Source organism: Paenibacillus aurantius, from assembly GCF_032268605.1.
In the GTDB taxonomy this organism is placed as follows: Bacteria; Bacillota; Bacilli; order Paenibacillales; family NBRC-103111; genus Paenibacillus_AO; species Paenibacillus_AO aurantius.
The window spans coordinates 728,273-746,384 of record NZ_CP130318.1; the positions used below are offsets into that span (position 1 = coordinate 728,273).

Annotated in this window: 19 protein-coding genes; 15 read left to right on the plus strand and 4 right to left on the minus strand. The window is 59.6% G+C overall.

Annotated features, from left to right (window positions below; translation table 11 throughout):
- Positions 1-28: 28 nt before the first annotated feature.
- The 9 genes from purQ (at position 29) to MJA45_RS03705 (ending at position 10,375) form a co-directional block, all read left to right on the plus strand.
- Complete coding sequence (purQ, locus tag MJA45_RS03665; RefSeq protein WP_315605936.1) at positions 29-721, plus strand: phosphoribosylformylglycinamidine synthase subunit PurQ; 693 nt, start codon at positions 29-31, stop codon at positions 719-721.
- Positions 699-2,945 carry a phosphoribosylformylglycinamidine synthase subunit PurL gene (purL, locus tag MJA45_RS03670; RefSeq protein WP_315605937.1) on the plus strand — a complete coding sequence of 749 codons (2,247 nt, stop codon included), beginning with the start codon at positions 699-701 and terminating at the stop codon, positions 2,943-2,945. Before purQ ends, purL begins: the two co-directional genes overlap by 23 nt.
- The gene (purF, locus tag MJA45_RS03675; RefSeq protein WP_315605938.1) at positions 2,927-4,399 is read left to right on the plus strand and encodes an amidophosphoribosyltransferase; all 1,473 of its coding nucleotides are present in this window, start codon (positions 2,927-2,929) and stop codon (positions 4,397-4,399) included. Before purL ends, purF begins: the two co-directional genes overlap by 19 nt.
- 675 nt (positions 4,400-5,074) lie before the next feature.
- Positions 5,075-6,115 carry a phosphoribosylformylglycinamidine cyclo-ligase gene (gene purM, locus MJA45_RS03680; RefSeq protein WP_315605939.1) on the plus strand — a complete coding sequence of 347 codons (1,041 nt, stop codon included), beginning with the start codon at positions 5,075-5,077 and terminating at the stop codon, positions 6,113-6,115.
- On the plus strand, positions 6,115-6,729 hold the full coding sequence (gene purN / locus MJA45_RS03685; protein WP_315605940.1) for a phosphoribosylglycinamide formyltransferase: 615 nt from the start codon (positions 6,115-6,117) through the stop codon (positions 6,727-6,729). Before purM ends, purN begins: the two co-directional genes overlap by 1 nt.
- Positions 6,730-6,757: 28 nt before the next feature.
- The gene (locus tag MJA45_RS03690; RefSeq protein ID WP_315605941.1) at positions 6,758-7,936 is read left to right on the plus strand and encodes a phosphoribosylaminoimidazolecarboxamide formyltransferase; all 1,179 of its coding nucleotides are present in this window, start codon (positions 6,758-6,760) and stop codon (positions 7,934-7,936) included.
- A gap of 42 nt (positions 7,937-7,978) precedes the next feature.
- Positions 7,979-8,707, plus strand: a complete 729-nt coding sequence (locus MJA45_RS03695; protein ID WP_315605942.1) for an IMP cyclohydrolase — start codon at positions 7,979-7,981, stop codon at positions 8,705-8,707.
- Between the two features lie 17 nt (positions 8,708-8,724).
- On the plus strand, positions 8,725-9,984 hold the full coding sequence (purD, locus tag MJA45_RS03700; RefSeq protein ID WP_315605943.1) for a phosphoribosylamine--glycine ligase: 1,260 nt from the start codon (positions 8,725-8,727) through the stop codon (positions 9,982-9,984).
- 115 nt (positions 9,985-10,099) lie between these two features.
- Positions 10,100-10,375 (plus strand): hypothetical protein, encoded by a 276-nt coding sequence (locus MJA45_RS03705; RefSeq protein ID WP_315605944.1) that lies wholly within the window; start codon positions 10,100-10,102, stop codon positions 10,373-10,375.
- 97 nt (positions 10,376-10,472) lie between these two features.
- Here MJA45_RS03705 and MJA45_RS03710 read toward each other — a convergent pair whose 3' ends face one another.
- The 3 genes from MJA45_RS03710 to MJA45_RS03720 form a co-directional block, all read right to left on the minus strand.
- Positions 10,473-11,300: a putative protein N(5)-glutamine methyltransferase gene (locus tag MJA45_RS03710; protein WP_315605945.1), complete on the minus strand. Its 828-nt coding sequence runs from the start codon at positions 11,298-11,300 to the stop codon at positions 10,473-10,475.
- The gene (locus MJA45_RS03715; protein ID WP_315605946.1) at positions 11,297-11,821 is read right to left on the minus strand and encodes a P-loop NTPase family protein; all 525 of its coding nucleotides are present in this window, start codon (positions 11,819-11,821) and stop codon (positions 11,297-11,299) included. Before MJA45_RS03715 ends, MJA45_RS03710 begins: the two co-directional genes overlap by 4 nt.
- 218 nt (positions 11,822-12,039) lie before the next feature.
- Complete coding sequence (locus MJA45_RS03720; RefSeq protein ID WP_315605947.1) at positions 12,040-12,498, minus strand: 3'-5' exonuclease; 459 nt, start codon at positions 12,496-12,498, stop codon at positions 12,040-12,042.
- A gap of 167 nt (positions 12,499-12,665) precedes the next feature.
- On the opposite strand from MJA45_RS03720, the gene MJA45_RS03725 reads away from it, so the two are divergent.
- Together MJA45_RS03725 and MJA45_RS03730 are read left to right on the plus strand one after the other, a co-directional pair.
- Positions 12,666-13,409: a spermidine synthase gene (locus tag MJA45_RS03725; protein ID WP_315605948.1), complete on the plus strand. Its 744-nt coding sequence runs from the start codon at positions 12,666-12,668 to the stop codon at positions 13,407-13,409.
- Between the two features lie 31 nt (positions 13,410-13,440).
- The gene (locus MJA45_RS03730; protein WP_315605949.1) at positions 13,441-14,106 is read left to right on the plus strand and encodes a DNA alkylation repair protein; all 666 of its coding nucleotides are present in this window, start codon (positions 13,441-13,443) and stop codon (positions 14,104-14,106) included.
- A 68-nt stretch (positions 14,107-14,174) separates the two neighbouring features.
- Here the strand turns inward: MJA45_RS03730 and MJA45_RS03735 are convergent, their stop codons facing one another.
- Complete coding sequence (locus MJA45_RS03735; RefSeq protein WP_315605950.1) at positions 14,175-14,522, minus strand: hypothetical protein; 348 nt, start codon at positions 14,520-14,522, stop codon at positions 14,175-14,177.
- 201 nt (positions 14,523-14,723) lie between these two features.
- Between MJA45_RS03735 and MJA45_RS03740 the strand changes: the two genes are divergently transcribed.
- The 4 genes from MJA45_RS03740 to MJA45_RS03755 all read left to right on the plus strand — a co-directional run bounded on the left by MJA45_RS03740 (position 14,724) and on the right by MJA45_RS03755 (position 18,112).
- The gene (locus tag MJA45_RS03740) at positions 14,724-15,527 is read left to right on the plus strand and encodes an alpha/beta hydrolase (RefSeq protein WP_315605951.1); all 804 of its coding nucleotides are present in this window, start codon (positions 14,724-14,726) and stop codon (positions 15,525-15,527) included.
- Positions 15,524-16,144, plus strand: a complete 621-nt coding sequence (locus MJA45_RS03745; RefSeq protein ID WP_315605952.1) for a GyrI-like domain-containing protein — start codon at positions 15,524-15,526, stop codon at positions 16,142-16,144. The genes MJA45_RS03740 and MJA45_RS03745 overlap by 4 nt, the downstream gene beginning before the upstream one ends.
- A 297-nt stretch (positions 16,145-16,441) precedes the next feature.
- Positions 16,442-17,020 carry a helix-turn-helix domain-containing protein gene (locus MJA45_RS03750; RefSeq protein WP_315605953.1) on the plus strand — a complete coding sequence of 193 codons (579 nt, stop codon included), beginning with the start codon at positions 16,442-16,444 and terminating at the stop codon, positions 17,018-17,020.
- A 42-nt stretch (positions 17,021-17,062) separates the two neighbouring features.
- Complete coding sequence (locus MJA45_RS03755) at positions 17,063-18,112, plus strand: alpha/beta hydrolase family protein (protein ID WP_315605954.1); 1,050 nt, start codon at positions 17,063-17,065, stop codon at positions 18,110-18,112.

The window sequence follows — 18,112 nt, forward strand, 5'->3', positions numbered from 1 at the left end:
ATCGAATCACTTTCAGGGAGGGTGCAGCATGAACTTTGGAGTTCTCGTTTTTCCGGGATCGAACTGTGACATAGATTGCTATAAAGCCGTGGAAGAAACGGTCGGCCAGAAGGTCGAATACGTTTGGCACACGGAGACGGACCTTTCGCGTTTTGACTGCATTTTGGTGCCGGGAGGCTTCTCGTACGGGGATTACCTGCGCTGCGGCGCAATCGCCCGTTTTGCCCCGGTCATGGGTGCGCTCGTAAAATTCGCGGAGCAAGGCAAGTTTGTGCTCGGCATCTGCAACGGCTTCCAGATTCTGACCGAATCGGGCCTGCTGCCGGGAGCCCTGCTCCGCAACCGCACGCTGAAGTTCCGCTGCCATTCGGCGATGCTTCGCGTGGAGAATGCGGGCACTCCTTTTACGAACCAGTACCGCGAAGGGGAAGAGATCGACATCCCGATCGCGCACGGAGAAGGCAACTACTATTGCGACGCCGAGACGCTCGAGAAGCTGAAGGCGAACAACCAGATCGTTTTCCGTTATGCAGGCAGTAACCCGAACGGTTCGGTGGACGATATCGCCGGTATCTGCAACGAACGGGGCAACGTGCTCGGCATGATGCCGCACCCGGAACGCGCCGTGAACCAGCTGCTCGGCTCCGAGGACGGCAAGCGCATGTTTACATCGATTCTGAACAAATGGAGGGAACAGCATGGCGCAGCAGCTATCCGCTAAAGAACCGACGGCCGAACAAATCGCCGATCAGCAAATCTACAAGCAAATGGGCGTCACCGACGACGAATATGCCAAAATCTGCGGGTTTCTCGGCCGCCAGCCGAACTACGTGGAGATCGGCGTGTTCAGCGTCATGTGGTCGGAGCACTGCTCCTACAAGAACTCCAAGCCTGTCCTGAGAAAATTCCCGGTGACCGGACCACGCGTCCTTATGGGACCGGGCGAAGGCGCCGGCATCGTCGATATCGGCGACAACCAGGCGGTCGTGTTCAAAATCGAGTCCCACAACCATCCGTCCGCCGTCGAGCCTTATCAAGGCGCGGCTACGGGAGTGGGCGGGATTATCCGCGACATTTTCTCCATGGGTGCCCGTCCGGTGGCTCTTCTTAACTCCCTGCGGTTCGGCAAGCTTCAGAACGACCGCGTCAAATATTTGTTCGAGCATGTGGTCGGCGGGATCGCCGGCTACGGCAACTGCATCGGAATCCCGACCGTCGGCGGCGAAGTGATGTTCGACGAGAGCTACGAGGGCAACCCGCTCGTGAACGCCATGTGCGTCGGCTTGATCGATCATGACAAAATCCAGAAGGGCGTCGCCGAAGGGATCGGCAACCCGGTGTTCTACGTCGGTCCGGCTACGGGACGCGACGGCATTCACGGAGCCACGTTCGCTTCCGAGGAAATAACGGAAGAGACCGAAGCGAAGCGCTCGGCCGTTCAGGTCGGCGACCCGTTCATGGAGAAGCTCGTCCTCGAGGCGTGCCTGGACTTGATCAATTCCGGCATTGTCGTCGGAATCCAGGATATGGGCGCCGCGGGGCTGACGTGCTCCAGTGCGGAGATGGCGTCGAAGGCCGGCAACGGTATGGAACTGAACCTCGACATGGTGCCTCAGCGCGAGGACGGCATGACGGCTTACGAGATGATGCTCTCCGAATCACAGGAGCGCATGCTGTTTGTTGTAAAGCCGGAGCATGAAGAGCAGGCGAAGGGCATTTTTGCCCGCTGGGGACTGGACTGCCACAAGGTCGGCAAGGTGACCAACGACGGCCGCCTCCGCCTCATCCACAACGGCGAGGAAGTCGGCAACATGCCGGTTACGGCGCTCGTCGACGAGTGCCCGGTGTACAGCAAGCCGTCGCAGCTGCCGGCTTACTACGAGAAAAATGCGTCCGTCGATACGACCCGTTATGAGGAAGTGACGGACCTGAACGGCGCCCTGGAGAAGGTTCTGGCTTCGCCGACGGTGGCGAGCAAGGAATGGGTCTACAGCCAGTACGACTACATGGTCCGCACGAGCACCGCGGTGCGTCCGGGCTCGGATGCAGCGGTCGTGACCATTCCAGGCACCCGCAAGGCGCTTGCCATGACAACCGACTGCAACGGCCGCTACGTCTACCTCGATCCCGAGGTAGGCGGGAAAATCGCCGTCAGCGAAGCGGCGCGCAACGTGGTCTGCTCGGGCGCCGAGCCGCTGGCCATCACGGACAACCTGAACTTCGGAAGCCCGGAGAAGCCGGAGATCTTCTGGCAGCTCGAGAAGGCCGTCGACGGCATGGCGGAAGCCTGCCGCGCGCTGAACTCGCCGGTTATCGGCGGGAACGTGAGCTTGTACAACGAGAATGCCAAAGGCGCCATCTACCCGACGCCGGTCGTTGGCATGGTCGGCTTGGTGCATGACGTGGACCACATCACGACCCAGAGCTTCAAGCGCGAAGGGGACGTGATCCTGCTCGCCGGCGAGACGAAGGCCGAGCTTGGCGGGAGCGAGTTCCAGTACGTGATTCACGGCGTGACGGAAGGCCGTCCTCCGCAGATCGACCTGAACGTGGAAAAAAACCTTCAGGAAGCGCTGCTTGGCGCTATCCAGCAGGGCCTGGTGGCTTCCGCGCATGACCTGTCCGAAGGCGGACTGGCCGCAGCACTTGCGGAGAGCTGCATCAGCGGCCGCATCGGGGCGGAGGTCGATTTTGCTTCGGACCTGCGTCCGGACATCGCGCTGTTCAGCGAGAGCCAGTCCCGCGTGCTGCTGAGCGCCACGCCCGATAAGGCGGAGGCTTTGCAGAAGCATTTGGCTGACCGTGGGGTTCCGGTCGTGAAGTTGGGTACGGTAGGAGGGAAAGACCTGTCGGCTTCGGTCAACCGCAAGCCGGCTATCCGTTCATCCGTCGATCAGCTAGAAAAAGCCTGGAAGGATGCGATCCCATGTCTGATGAACTCATAAACCCCCAGCCGTTATGGACCGGGCGTTATTATAATGAGGGAGTCGATTCGGACGTTTTTGATAAATTGAAAGAGGAATGCGGGGTCTTCGGGGTGTTCGGTCACCCGGAGGCTTCGGCCCTTTCGTTCTTCGGGCTTCATGCCCTGCAGCACCGCGGGGAAGAGAGCGCGGGCGTCTGCACCACCGTGGACGGAAGCGAGTTCTTTGTTCACAAAGGCATGGGCCTGGTGAAGGAAGTCTTCACGAACGAGCGCATTGAGTACTTGAAGGGAACGACGGCCATCGGGCACGTCCGGTATTCGACGTCGGGAGCAAGCAAGCTGGAGAATGCGCAGCCGCTTGTGTTCAAGTACCGCGGCGGAAACATCGCCATCTGCACGAACGGTAACATCACCAACGCGGATGAGATCCGCGCCGAGCTCGAGGAGGAAGGCTCGATCTTCCAGACGACAAGCGATACCGAGGTGGTCATTCACCTCATCTCGCGGTCCAAGGCGAACGGGCTTGTCATGGCGGTCAAGGAAGCGCTGCGCCGCGTTGTCGGCGGGTTTGCCTTCCTGATCATGGTCAACGACCGCCTGTTTGTGGCCCGCGATCCCCACGGCCTGAGGCCGCTGGCTATGGCGAAGCTCGGAGACGCGTACCTGTTCGCCTCGGAAACGTGCGCTTTCGAAACAGTCGGCGCCGAATTCATCCGCGACATCGAGCCGGGCGAGCTCCTCATCTTCGATAGCGATGGGCTGAAGGAGGACCGGTTTGCCGAGATGGAGCGGCGGGCGCTCTGTGCCATGGAGTATATCTACTTCTCGCGGCCCGACAGCGACCTGGACAACATCAACCTCCATTCCTCCCGCAAAAGAATGGGGCAGCAGCTCGCGATGGAAGCGTTCGTGGACGCCGACGTCGTGACCGGCGTGCCGGATTCGAGCATCTCGGCGGCGATCGGCTTCGCCGAGCAGACGGGCATCCCTTACGAGCTCGGGATGATCAAGAACCGGTACACCGGCCGGACCTTCATCCAGCCGAGCCAGGAACTTCGGGAGCGTGGCGTGAAGATGAAGCTGAGCGCCGTGCGCAAGGTGGTCGAGGGCAAGCGCGTCGTCATGATCGACGACTCGATCGTCCGCGGGACCACTTCTCTGCGCATCGTGAATATGCTTCGCGAGGCCGGCGCGGCCGAGGTTCATGTGCGGATCAGTTCACCGCCGTACATGAACCCGTGCTTCTACGGCATCGACACGCCGAGCCGCAAGGAGCTCATCGCGTCGACGAAATCGGTCGAGGAAATTCGCCGCTCGATCAACGCGGACTCGCTGCATTTCCTCTCGAAGGACGGCCTGCTCGAAGCGATCGGCCGCCCCGTCGGCGAGTACAACCGGGGCATGTGCACCGGCTGCTTCGACAACGACTACCCGACGCCGGTGAACGACGAGGACCCCAGCTGCGGGTGTTAGTGGGGCGGGAGCCGAGTGAGGTGGAAACGCTAGCGAGGCAGAGGTTGGAAAGACGTTTAGCGAACGCTGGGCAGGCAAGAGACAGTTCAGAGACTGGTGAAAGGCTGGGCGGTCCCTTCCCCAGGCAGCCGGATCGGGTCCAGGTGCTTGGCAGGAAGCTAGGTGCGGGTCTGGATGGACCCTTAGCTGGTCTCGGGTATCGAACCACGCCAGTTCGGGAGCCGCATGCTAATTAGGAACACCCGAGGGAGGCCGCTGGGACAGCTCAAGTGAGGAAGTCGAGATTCATCCGAGGCTGCCGGGGTCCCTTGACGGAATAAAGGAACTCGGTTCCTTTATTCGCCGTTCTGGAGGGGATGGTGAAAGGATAGAGGAAAAATCCCCTCCAGCGGCTATTTTTGACCGGATTCGCCGGATATAGCGAACCATAGTTCCTCTAAATTTTGAATAAGTAGGCAAAATGGGTGATTAGCGCACCGTAGTTCCTCTATTTTCGAGCGGATGCTCGTGGCAGGACGAATAGAGGGCTTCGGCTAACTTCGAACCACTGCGCCGCAGGGCGAGCGGAAGAGGCCGGTACCTTCAAGAGCCTGCTTTCGGTGGCCGGACTGGATCCGCTATCCTCGGAGGAAGCATGCGCGATCACCCAAGCCGCCAACCAAAGGAGAGATCACAGTGTCAGAAGCCTACAAAAAAGCCGGAGTCGACATCGCGGCGGGCAACGAAGCCGTAGAACGCATGAAAAAGCACGTGAAACGTACGATGCGTCCCGGGGTGATGACCGACCTGGGCGGCTTCGGCGGCCTGTTCGGGCTGAACAAGGACCAATACGAGGAGCCTGTGCTCGTGTCCGGAACCGACGGCGTCGGCACGAAGCTCAAGGTGGCTTTTGCCATGGATAAGCATGATACGATCGGAATCGACGCCGTGGCGATGTGCGTGAACGACATCATCGTACAGGGCGCGGAGCCTCTGTTCTTCCTCGATTACCTGGCCACGAGCAAGGTTGTGCCGGAGAAGATCGAGGCGATCGTAGCGGGCATCTCCGAAGGCTGCGTGCAGGCGGGCTGTGCCTTGATCGGCGGCGAAACGGCTGAAATGCCGGGGATGTACACCGACGGCGAATACGACATTGCCGGGTTCACGGTCGGCATCGTGGACAAGAAGAAGATCATCGACGGCTCGACGATCCGTCCGGGAGATATCGTGCTTGGCCTAGCCTCGAGCGGCATCCACAGCAACGGCTACTCGCTCGTTCGCCGTCTTCTTCTTGAGGAGAAGGGCTACGGGCTGGACCAGCACATCGATGAGCTCGGCGCCAAGCTGGGCGACGTGATTCTGGAGCCGACGCGCATCTACGTCAAATCCGTTCTCGGCATGCTGGAGAAGGCGGAGATCAAAGGCATGGCGCACATCACCGGCGGGGGCTTCCTGGAGAACATCCCGCGCTGTCTGCCGGATGGTGTCAACGTGGAGATTGATTACGGTTCCTGGCCGATCCTGCCGATCTTCGAGCTTCTGCAAAAAGCCGGCAGCATCACGAACAACGACATGTTCCGCACGTTCAACATGGGCATCGGCATGGTCGTGATCGTGTCGGAGGAACAGGCGGCGGCAGCGGAGCAGGCCGCCAAGGAGCTGGGCGAGAGCGTGTACCGCCTCGGCCGCGTCACCGAAGGCGACAAGCAGGTGACGTTCACCGGAGCGGACGTCTAATGAAGCCTTATCGGATCGCCGTTCTCGCTTCGGGGAGCGGCAGCAATTTTCAGGCCATCGTCGATGCGGTGGCCGCGGGGAAGCTCGATGTCCGCGTCGAGCTTCTGGTTTGTGACCGGCCGCAGGCGCCGGTCGTGGAAAGGGCACGGCGTGCCGGCGTGCCGGTCTTCGCCTTCCGCCCGAAGGAGTATCCTTCGCGGGAAGTGTATGAGACCGAGATCGTCCGGCAGCTGCAGGAGCGCGGGGTTGATCTCGTCGTGATGGCCGGTTACATGCGGCTCATCACCGATACGCTTCTCGCGCCATACGTGGGCCGGATCGTGAACGTGCATCCGTCGCTCCTGCCGGCTTTTCCGGGTATGGACGCGGTCGGACAAGCTCTGGCTTACGGAGCGAAAGTGGCCGGCATCACGGTTCATTTTGTGGATGGCGGCATGGACACCGGGCCGATCATCGCCCAGCGGGCTGTAGAGATTCAAGAGGACGACACCGCGGAGACGCTCGCTCTTCGCCTTCATAGAATCGAGCATGAGCTGTACCCGGAGGTTATTGGCTGGCTGCGCGCAGGGCGTGCGGTGCTGGAGGAGAACGGCCGCCGGGTACGGATTCACTAAAACGAGGATAAGGAAGGGATAAACGATTATGACGAATGGCAACGAGCTGTCCCTGCGCTACGGGATGAACCCCCATCAGAAAGAAGCGAAGCTGACGAACGGCGGCAAGCCGCTGCCGATTCGCGTGTTGAATGGAGATCCGGGCTTTATCAACCTGCTGGATGCGTTGAATGCGTTCCAGCTGGTGCGCGAGCTGCGCCATGCGACAGGCGAGCCGGCAGCGGCCTCGTTCAAGCATGTCTCCCCGGCCGGAGCCGCGGTTAACAGCCCGCTGACGCCGGAGCTCGCCCAGGCTTACGGCGTGTCCGGACTGGAGCTGTCTCCGCTGGCTACGGCTTATGCGCGTGCGCGCGGAGCGGACCGGATGTCGTCCTTCGGCGACGCGGCGGCGCTGAGCGACGTGGTCGACGAGTCGACGGCTAAGCTTTTGAAACGCGAAGTATCCGATCTGGTGGTCGCTCCCGGTTACACGCCGGAAGCCCTTGACCTTCTGAAACAGAAAAAGGGCGGCAAATACCTCATCCTGGAGATCGACCCGAATTACGTGCCGGAGCCGATCGAGCAGCGCAACCTGTTTGGCTTGACACTGCAGCAGGAGCGCAACAATGCCGTGCTGACCGAAGCGTCCTTCGAGCGTATCGTGACGGAGAACCAGGAGCTGCCGGACAGCGCCAAGCGCGATCTGCTCGTCGCCCTGATTACGCTGAAATATACGCAGTCGAACTCCATCTGCTATGCCCTTGACGGCCAGACGATCGGTATCGGCGCCGGCCAGCAGTCCCGCATACACTGTACCCGCCTGGCGGGGGACAAGGCCGACCGGTGGTTTTTGCGGCAGCACCCGATTGCGCTTGGCATGAAGTTCCGTGAAGGACTCGCGCGTGCCGAGCAGAACAATGCCATCGACCTGTGGCTCGAGGAAGAGCTTACTCCGATCGAGCAGGCAAGCTGGGAGCAGGCGTTCGAGGAAGTGCCGCCCCGTTTAACCCGCGAGGAGAAGCGCGAATGGCTGAATGGCTTGAAGAACGTTGCTTACGGCTCGGATGCGTTCCTGCCGTTCCGCGACAACATCGACCGGGCTTCCCGCAGCGGAGTGAAATACGTCGTACAGGCCGGCAGCTCGATGCGCGATCAGGAAGTCGTGCAGGCGGCGAACGATTACGGCATGGTCATGGTGTATTCCGGCGTGCGTTTGTTCCACCATTAAGAGAAGAGGGCGGCAAGCCTGAGAAGGGGGCAGGATCGGAAAATGGCAGGAAATTGGCAGGCGCTCGCGGATGCGACCATCCGTGAGCTGAAGGAGAATGTCTATCCGGGACGTGGCATCATCATCGGCTTAACGCCGGACGGATCGCGGTTTATGCAGGTGTATTGGATCATGGGGCGGAGCGAGAACAGCCGCAACCGGATTTTTGTGGAGGAAGAGAACGGATACCTGCGGACGGAAGCCGCCGACCCGGCGAAGCTGTCCGACCCGTCGCTTATCATTTATTATCCGGTCCGCCATACCGGCGGGGCGCATATCGTGACGAACGGGGACCAGACGGATACCATTTACGAAGCGCTGCAGCAGGGCGGCACGTTCGAAGGGGCTCTGGCTACACGTACGTATGAGCCGGACGGCCCGAATTTTACGCCTCGGATTTCCGGCGTTGTAGACCTTGGGGACAAGCAGAATGCGTACAAGCTGTCGATCCTGAAGTCGAACGACAACGACGAGTCGCAGACGAAGCGGCAGTATTTTCATTATGAGCAGGCCCTTGCCGGGTACGGGCATTTTATCTCGACGTACCAGGGAGACGGCAACCCGCTGCCTTCGTTCGATGGGGAACCGAAGCTTGCTCCGCTGTTTGACAGCGCCGAGGAGACGACCCGCTTCTACTGGAACCTGCTGAATGCGGACAACCGCATCTCGCTTTTGGTGAAGACCATTTCGCGCGAGAGCGGCGAAGCTCAGCTGACCGTGTTGAATAAATAGGCGGGAGGAGGGATCCGATGAAAGTCATGGTCATTGGCCGGGGAGGCCGGGAACATGCGATTATATGGGCGTTGAGCCAAAGCCCGAAGATTACGAAGCTTCTCTGCGCCCCCGGCAACGGAGGGATTGCGGAGCTCGCGGAATGCGTTCCGATCGGAGAGCTCGAATTCGATAAAATCAGCGACTACGCGCTGGAAAACAAAGTCGACCTGGTCTTCGTGGCGCCGGACGACCCGCTCGCAGCGGGACTGGTCGACCATCTGGAGTCCCACGGGATCCGTGCTTACGGCCCGAACAAGGATGCGGCGATCATCGAAGGCAGCAAGGCATTTATGAAAAACCTGCTCAAAACGTACCGCATTCCGACCGCGGCTTATGAATCGTTCGACAACTATGAGGAAGCGCTCGGATACCTGCGCAAACAGGGAGCGCCGATCGTCATCAAAGCGGACGGACTGGCAGCAGGAAAAGGCGTCATCGTGGCCCAGACGATGGAGGAAGCGGAAGAGGCGTTGAAGTCGATCATGGTCGACCAAGCTTTCGGCGCATCCGGCAATCGAGTCGTCATCGAGGAATTCCTGACGGGGCAGGAGATGTCGCTGCTCGCGTTCGTAGACGGAACGGTCGTCCGGCCGATGGTCCCTTCGCAGGACCACAAGCCGGTGTTCGACAACGACCAAGGGCCGAACACGGGCGGCATGGGCACGTATTCGCCCGTTCCGCACATTGATCCGGCTATCGTGCAGGAAGCCCTGGAGACCATCGTTATCCCGACAGCAGAGGCGATGGTGAAGGAAGGGCGCCCGTTCCGCGGCGTGCTCTATGCCGGCTTGATGCTGACGCCCGACGGGCCGAAAACGATCGAGTTCAACGCCCGCTTCGGCGATCCGGAGACGCAGGTGCTGCTGCCCCGGCTGAAGACGGACCTGTTCGAGATCGTACTGGCGACGCTCGAAGGACGTCTCGGCGAGCTGGAGATCGAGTGGAGCGAGGAAGCGGCCGTATGCGTCATCCTGGCGTCGCCCGGCTACCCGGGCTTGTACCCGAAAGGGCTCGTGATCGACGGGCTTGCCGACGTGAAGGATGCGCTCGTGTTCCATGCGGGAACGGCTGTCGAGAACGGACGGACGGTCACCGCGGGCGGCCGCGTGCTGGGCGTAGTGGGCAAAGGCCGCGATATCGCGGAAGCCCGCGAGCGAGCCTATGCTGAAGCGGATAAGATCCGCTTCGAGGGCAAGCACTACCGCACGGATATCGCCAAGAAGGCGCTGGTATAATGCAAAAAGCACCTCCGGGTTTGGCGGGGAGAGGAATCTCCCTGCTGGATCATGGGGGTGCTTTTTTTGGTGTGATGGTTGAGGAGCGGAGTTTAACAAAAGTGGGAGGCTTATTATGGCGCAGCCTGGTTATCTCGTTAAGCACAGATGTCTTTACTACCTGTTTAGCGGGAAAGAAGGGAAGTCGGTTCTGGTATTCCCTTTGGATGAGAAGGCAACATCTCTACAAGATTGGTTCATGGCCTGTATGGTGTATCCTTTGGATCGGGAAGAAGATTTCGCAGCATTCGACCATAGGTTCCATCAGGGAAAGGAATATGGACAGCTGGGTTGGTTTATTAAACAAAGGACAGTGGATGAAATCATGGGGCTGCTGTCTTTGCTTAGGTAAAAGGATCCTTCTTAACTAATGTGAAAGTGAAACTACTTCAAAAGCGTGGCTTGGGGCAGGCCAGTACCCGTTAACTCATCTGATAACAGAATCCGTCTCAACCAGCCACATCCCGATGCGACGGTGTCCCTCTAACCACGGTAGCATCCCAGTCGTCGCAGCGGACGACCTGCGGCGCGAACCCGTTCTGGGCGAAAAGCGCCGCCGTCTCGGGCGCCTGCTCCTCGCTCGCCTCCACGAGCAGGTGCCCGCCCGGCGCGAGCCACAGCGCCGCCTCGGCCGCTACCCGCCGCTGCACGTCGAGCCCGTCCGCGCCGCCGTCCAGCGCCACCCGCGCCTCATGCAGGCGGGCTTCGGCGGGCATCCGCTCGATCGCCGCCGTCGGCACGTAGGGCGTGTTGGCGAGCAGGACGTCGACGCGGCCCCGCAGGCTTTCCGGCAGTGGGCGGAAGAGGTCGCCCTCGTAGACGAGGCCGCCGAAGGCCGCCACGTTGCGGCGGGCGCACTTTACGGCCGCGGGGTCGAGGTCGGCCGCGTGCAGCTCGATGCCCGCATGCGCCGCCGCGACGGCGGCGCCAAGGGCGCCCGTGCCGCAGCAGAGGTCGAGCACGACGGCCCCCGGCCGGGCGAGGGAGACCGCCTGGCGGACGAGGAACTCCGTGCGGAGCCGGGGGACGAACACCCCCGGCTCCACGGCGATCCGCAGGCCGGCAAACTCGGCCCAGCCGATGACGTGCTCCAGCGGGGAGCCGGCGGCCCTCCGCTCGACCATGCCGGCGAGCTCGTCGGGCGTGCTTGCCGCGGCCAGGAGCAGCCGGGCCTCCTCTTCGGCATAGACGCAGCCGGCGGCCCGCAGGCGGGCGATTATATTTTCATCCGGGACCCCGGCGGAGGCGGCAGCGGGGGGATTTTTCTCTGGAATCATCTCTTGTCTCCTCTCACGTGCCGGATTACCCGGTCGAGCTCCGTATTGTCGGCAAGAATAACCAGCTTGTCCCCGTACGGCTTAAGCTGCTCCATAAGCTTGGGCTTGTCCGTCCGCGCATGATTGTAGCTCCAGCGGTACATTTTGGCGAGCATGTCGAAGCTCTGCTTGTAGTTGCCCTTTTCAAATCCCAGCTTCTGGACGAGGAATCGTTTTAGAATACGGTAATTCCGTTTGCGGATGGGGGTGTCCAGGTAAACGATTAGGTCGGCGCGCTCCCAGCTCGGCTGCACCCAATTCCTATGGGCCCCCTCGACGATCCAGCCGTCGGTGGCCAGGATCCCGTGAAACAGACGGTCGCGCTCTTCATCGGGATTCCGGATATCCGGGCCTTCGGGCACCCGCCGCCAGACGATATTGTCCAGCTCATAGTAAGGAAGGTCCAGCGTGGCGGAAAGCTTCCGGGCAAGGGTGGATTTTCCGCTGCCGACCGAGCCGATAATATGGATTTTGGGCTGCATGGTTCTCACTCCTTTGCTGCTTACGATAAAGGGGGGAGCTTAAATTTTTGGATAACAAGCGGTTTCGAAAGATAAAGTCGGCTAATGCCCCGATGGTGAAACTCCTCCAGCAGCCTGCCGAAAATCTCCGCGATCAGAAGGCTGTCCCCCAGCGCGTCATGCCGTTTATAGGCGGAATCGTCGATCCCGTAATAGCGGATAAGGGCATCGGTGGAGATTCATTCCTCAACCTCGTGGAGGTACGCAAACAGCACCTTCGTGTCCAGAATCGGGTTGGTCATTGCCGGCAGGCTGTTTCGTTCGCATTCCTTGTGCAGCAAAGGCCAGTCGTATTCATACCCCGCCTGGGTTACGAGAACCGCATCGCCGGCATAGGTTCGGAAGGCGTCCAGGGCTTCGCGAAAAGAGGGGGCCTCCGTCAGATCGGCATTCCGGATCCCGGTCAGCTTCTCGATAAGAGGCGGGATGGGTTTGGGGGACTTAACGAGGGTCTGAAAGCTTTGCCTTGCGAGCCCATCTCCGTCTAAGCAAACCGCCCCTATCTGAGTAATGAAGTCTTCATCCGGATCGGGACCGGTCGCTTCCAAATCAAACACACAAAACCGCCGGCTTCCCAGCTCATCGAGGATTAGGCCCTCTATCGAATAGTCCGAATCGGACAGATGGGTGATTTTCATGGACTCGGGCTCCTCCTCTTGGGGGGGGTGGAAATGAAGTTTACCGGAATGCCTGAGATTCTTTTTCTACCGTTCATCCGCAAACCGTGGTACCTTTTATGAAGGGATTTTACCTTATGAGGGAACCATGAGGGAAGAATTATTTTCCAAGAAAGGGGAGCTCCGCTGTGCAGCCGCTGCACCAGGAAGTCCACCATACTTCCCAAATTTCGGTTTACGATACGGACGAGCTGTACGGGGAAAAAGGCCGCTTCCGCGTTCTCCAATTCTCCGAAGACGCCATCCAGGGGGCGCTGGACTTGGATCATCCGGAGCGCATCGTGTTTGAATACCCGCGGGCGATGATTCACCTGATCGAGGCCAACCATCCTTCGCTAGAGCGGCTGTTTGTGATCGGGCATGGGATCGGGACGATCTCCGGCTATTTCGAGAGAGGGCAGGTGACCACCGCGGAGCTAGAGCCCGGGGTGGTGGAGCTCAGCCGGAGGTTTTTTGGCTATGCGGGCGGTCCGCTGATGGTAGGGGACGGCCGGGAGATTCTGGAGCGGGAAGCCCCCGGCTCGTACGATGCCATCGTCCTGGATGCCTTCCAGGCGGAGGGAACGCCGCTGCACCTGCTGTCCCGGGAATTCATCCGAATGGCGAGGGGAAAGCTCGAGCCGACGGGCTCCCTCCTGATGAACCTGACGGGAAAACGGAACGATAAGCTCGTTAGCGCCGTGCACACGACGCTTCAGGGAGAGTTTCCGTATACGCAGACGTTCTCGCTGCCTGCGGCCGGATCGGCAGAGGTCCGGAATTTTGTGATCATGGGAAGCGGGAAGCCGATCACGTACCAGACCCGGCAGATGGCCGGGTTCACGGAGACGGAGCTCGGGCAAGGGTATGTCATAAAAGATGGAACGCCTTAATCATTTGCGTCCTTAATTAAGGAGGTTTTTCATGAACGGTTATCTCCAGCCATTGATGGATTTGTACGAGGCGCATGCGGACGGGACCATAGCCGCCGGGAGCCGAAAATACATGCGGGACCAGTTTGATTTTCTCGGCATCCGTTCGGCCGAACGGCAGGCGCTGACCAAAGGGTTCTGGAAAGAGCAGGGGCTTCCGGGGCGGGACCTTCAAGCTGTTGTGGAAGACCTGTGGAGCCGGCCGGAGAGGGATTACCAGTATGCGGCTCTGGAGTTTCTCGGCAAGATGAAGAAAACGCTGGGGCCGGGCGATATGCCGTGGTTAACGGAGTTAATCGTCACCAAATCATGGTGGGATACGGTGGACTTCTTGTCCCCGCACATCATGGGGTATCTGTTCCGTACGTATCCGGAGCTGATCCCGCTTCACGCCGACCGGTGGATCGAAGACGAGAACTTCTGGCTGCAGCGGGCGGCCATTCTGTATCAGCTGAAATACAAAGAGACGACGGACGAGGAAAGGCTCTACCGTTACGTCATCCGCCGCTCGGACAGCCGGGAGTTCTTCGTGCAAAAGGCGATCGGCTGGGTGCTTCGGGAATACGCGAAGGTCCGCCCGGACAGCGTCCAGGCCTTTGTGGCGGGGAATGAGCTGAAGCCGCTCAGCCGGCGCGAGGCCTTGAAGCACTTCAAATAAGTCGGGGGACGGCCCGTCTGAGCCCATCCCTCCTCCGGCAAGCAGGTCTTGCCCGGAGGGCTTTTTCTTTAGGGGAGGGGACCCATTTTTCTAGCATGGTAGTAACGTCCTTCTTTTTCGACCGCCACGGCCTCGCCAGGGTCCGTGCCCTTAATCTCGAAGAACAGGGTTCCGGTCTCCATGGAGTTGGCCTCCCCGTTATGCCGGGGCATAGGGGTCACCTGCTTCTGCACGGACCCAAGCTCGCGGCCTATGTTTTCCGCTGGGACCTCCGTAACGGACAAGCCGTACAGGCTGCCGTTCCAAGCTACAGCGCCGGGATAGCTGCCGGAGGAACCCTTGCCCGACGTGCGTGCGTCGAGGGAGCAGCCGGCAAGCAGGGAAAGCAGCAGGGCCAAAGGGAGTAAACGTTTCATACGACACCACCCTTTCCGATGGAAATCCTATTCGTTCGCTTGTGCCCTTCTTGACGTCGAGCAGAGAAGAAAGGTTGCACGAACGAGCGCACGCCCTTGCATTTCCCTCTCTGTCCCTTTCCCTGCTGTGATAAAATGGAAACTAACCAACAAGGACTTCCCGGCGACCCTATCCTGCGAACGGCACAAGGAGATGGCGGCATGAAACCCCTGCATTTCGATTTTCCCATGAGGGAACAGGTTTACAAAGAGGCAGGACGGGAGCTGAAGCTGTATCTGTTCGAGCCGGACGAACCATCGTCCGCCCCCCGTCCCGTTCTCCTCTTTTTTAACGGAGGAAGCTTCCAGAAGGACCCTAAGCTTAGTCCCGTTCAATTCCAGCACCAGGCCCGTTATTTTGCCGAGCGGGGAGTGATCGGGATCTGTGTGGATTACCGCAACGGAAGCGACGAAGGGTTCACTCCCCTGCAGGCCATCGCGGATGTGAAGTCCGCCGTACGCTGGGTGAGAACCCATTCCGCGGAGCTTCAGGCCGATCCGTCCCGGATCACCGTTTGCGGAGCTTCCGCCGGCGGCTACATTGCGGTGTCCTCGATTCTCTTCCCGGCTGTCGACGACGCAAGCCCAGAGGAAAGGGAGGTGGATGCCGTCCCTAACAATCTGGTTATCTTTGCCGCCGGGATGGACGCGGTGGATATTATGGGCCGGCGGTACCCGGAAATTCTGGATCAGGCCCGGGAGATTTCCCCGCTGCACCACATCCGCAAGGCCCTGCCCCGGACCTTGTGGCTTCTGGGCACCTCCGACGACCTGTACGAGCAGAACATGGAGTTCGTGAGGGGGATGAGAGAGGCCGGCAACGACATTACCCTGGAAACGTACGAAGGCATGGAGCACGGGTTCTTCAACTACGGGCGGTACGACAACAAGCCGTGGCGGGAGACGACGAAGCGCATCGAAAGCTTCCTTTACCCGGACCTGCCCCTAAGGAGAGATGAGGCTTGAGCCATAAGGTCGATTATAAAAAAGACTATAAGCATCTATACCTGCCAAAAACGGTTCCGGAAATCGTGGACGTCCCGGGCATGCCCTTTTTTATGGTCAATGGCAGCGGGGACCCCAACGGCGAGGAATTTGCCAAGGTGACGGAAGCTCTATACAGCTTAAGCTATGCGGTGAGAATGTCTTACAAAAGTTCGGATGTGCCGGCCGGCTACTATGAGTACACGGTTTTTCCGCTGGAGGGCATTTGGGATCTGGTCGACCGGACCAAGCCTCCCACGGATAAAAGCAATCTCAAGTACACGATGATGATCCGGCAGCCCGATTTTGTGACGGAGGAGCTATTCGGGCGGTTTCTGGAGCAGGCGATGAGGAAGAAATCCAATCCGTTCCTGAAGAAGGTTCGGTTTGAGCAGGCCGAGGACGGGTTGAGCTGTCAAATGATGCATAAGGGAAGCTTTGACGAGGAGCCGGAAAGCTTTGTCCGCATGGAGGCGTTCTGTACGGAGCAGGGCTTTATTCGCTCGAGCAAAATTCACCGGGAGATTTATTTGTCAGACCCCCGCAAGACAGAAGCGGCCAAGCTGAAAACCGTGTTACGCTTCCCTGTACACAAATGAATACGAGAATCGACTCCTTAACTGAAGTTTCCTAAGCCGCCTTCTCAGCAGGGCGGTTCTTTCATGGATAAGGCACGGGTGCCTTATCCGGTACCTTTGTTGGGAGCAAAAACTCCGTATGCGCACGGTAATCCATAAGGAAGCAGAACTCTTGACGGATAAGGCACAAAGGGAATTTTCACCCTACCATTGATAATGGGGACCGCATGGCAAAAAAGCCCTTGCTTCAGCGTCCTTTCTGTATTATATTATCATTATTGATAATGATAATAATCAAAGATCAGGAGGCGGCAATCGATGAACAAGACCAAAGCTGAGCTGCTGCTGCACCCGGTCCGGTTAAAAATCATCCAATCCATGATAGGCGGGCGCAGGCTGACGGTTCAAGGCATGGCGGAGCATCTGCCGGAAGTTCCTCAAGCCACTCTGTACCGGCATCTGAACCTCCTCACCAAGGGAGGACTCCTCAGGGTGGTGGAGCAGAATCAAGTAAGGGGAACCGTAGAGAAGGTCTATGCGCTGGGCACGGATGCCCATACCCTGACGAAAGAGGACCTGGAAAAGGCGACGCCTGACGAGCATCTGCAGCTTTTTCTGTCCTTTCTGGCGGGGGTGATCTCGGATTTCGAAAAGTACGTGAGCCAGGAGTCGTTCGACATGATGAAGGATATGGTCACGTACCGGCAGGCGCGCCTTCACTTAAGCGATGAGGAGCTGAGGGAAATGGTGATGAGCATCGGAGCGGCCATTACGAAGGCATCCTCCTATGGCCCTGGCCCCGGCCGGCGGGCACGCACGCTGACGACGATTCTCCTTCCGGAGAAGAGTGTTCCTTCAGAGGGGGACGAGAAGCCGAAGGCAGACGGAGCGGAATGAGCCCCACATAATAAAAGAGAGAAAAAGAGAGGGACGGTCACAATGAAACACCCGATTACCGAGCAGGAAGTTACCATTCACGCGGCCTATGAATTGGCGGGAGCTATGACGCTTCCGGGGGCGATTGATAAGAAAGCGGGCGAAAGAAATGGGGAAGCGGCTGGGCAAGAGACCGAGGCTGTACCGGGTGAGGGAGGCAGGCCGGACAGAGGCGTTTCGGTTCGTTATCCCGCCATCCTGATCATCCCCGGGACTGGAGGGAACGACCGGGATGGCAACAGCCGAATGCTTCGCATGAACCTGTACAAGGATTTGGCGCATGTTCTGACGGGGCTCGGCTGGGCAACCCTCCGCTACGACAAGCGGGGAATCGGCCGCAGCAAGGGAAGCTTCCTTGAATCCGGCATGTGGGATCAGGTGGACGACGCCGAGGCCTGCCTCCGGTATCTCGAGGCCCATCCGCAGGTCGACCCGAACCGAATCCTCATTCTCGGCCACAGCGAGGGCTGCATCCTCGGCCCGGCTCTGAACGCCCGGCATCCGGTGAGCGGGCTGATACTGCTCGCGGGAGTGGCCGGCTCCCTGAAGGATGCCCTGCCGATGCAGAACGAGAGGGCGATCGGGGAGCTGGAAGCGTTGACCGGCTTCAAGGGCTTCCTCGTCCGTCTCCTGAAGGTCGGGAATAAGGCGCGCAAGCAGCAGGGGAAGCTCTTTCGCAGGCTGGAGCAGTCGACCGTTCCGGTCATTCGAGTTCAGGGCAAGAAGCTCAACGCCAAGTGGTTCCGGGAGCATCTCGCCTACAACGTCATGGACGATTTGGCGAAGGCCGCTTGTCCTACGCTGGCCGTCACGGGAGACAAGGACCTCCAAGTCGATCCCGCGGACGCCGAGAGGATGGCGGCAGCCGTGAAGGGCGAAGGGGAATGGAGGATCATCCCGAACATGACCCACATTCTCAAGATTACGGAGGAGACGCCCGCCATGCTGACGCTGATCAAGCAGTATAAACGAATGGCCGGGGAGCCGATCGCTCCGGAGCTTGCCGAGGTTCTGCAGCAATGGCTGCAGGCCCATTATGAAAGGAGTGCTTAG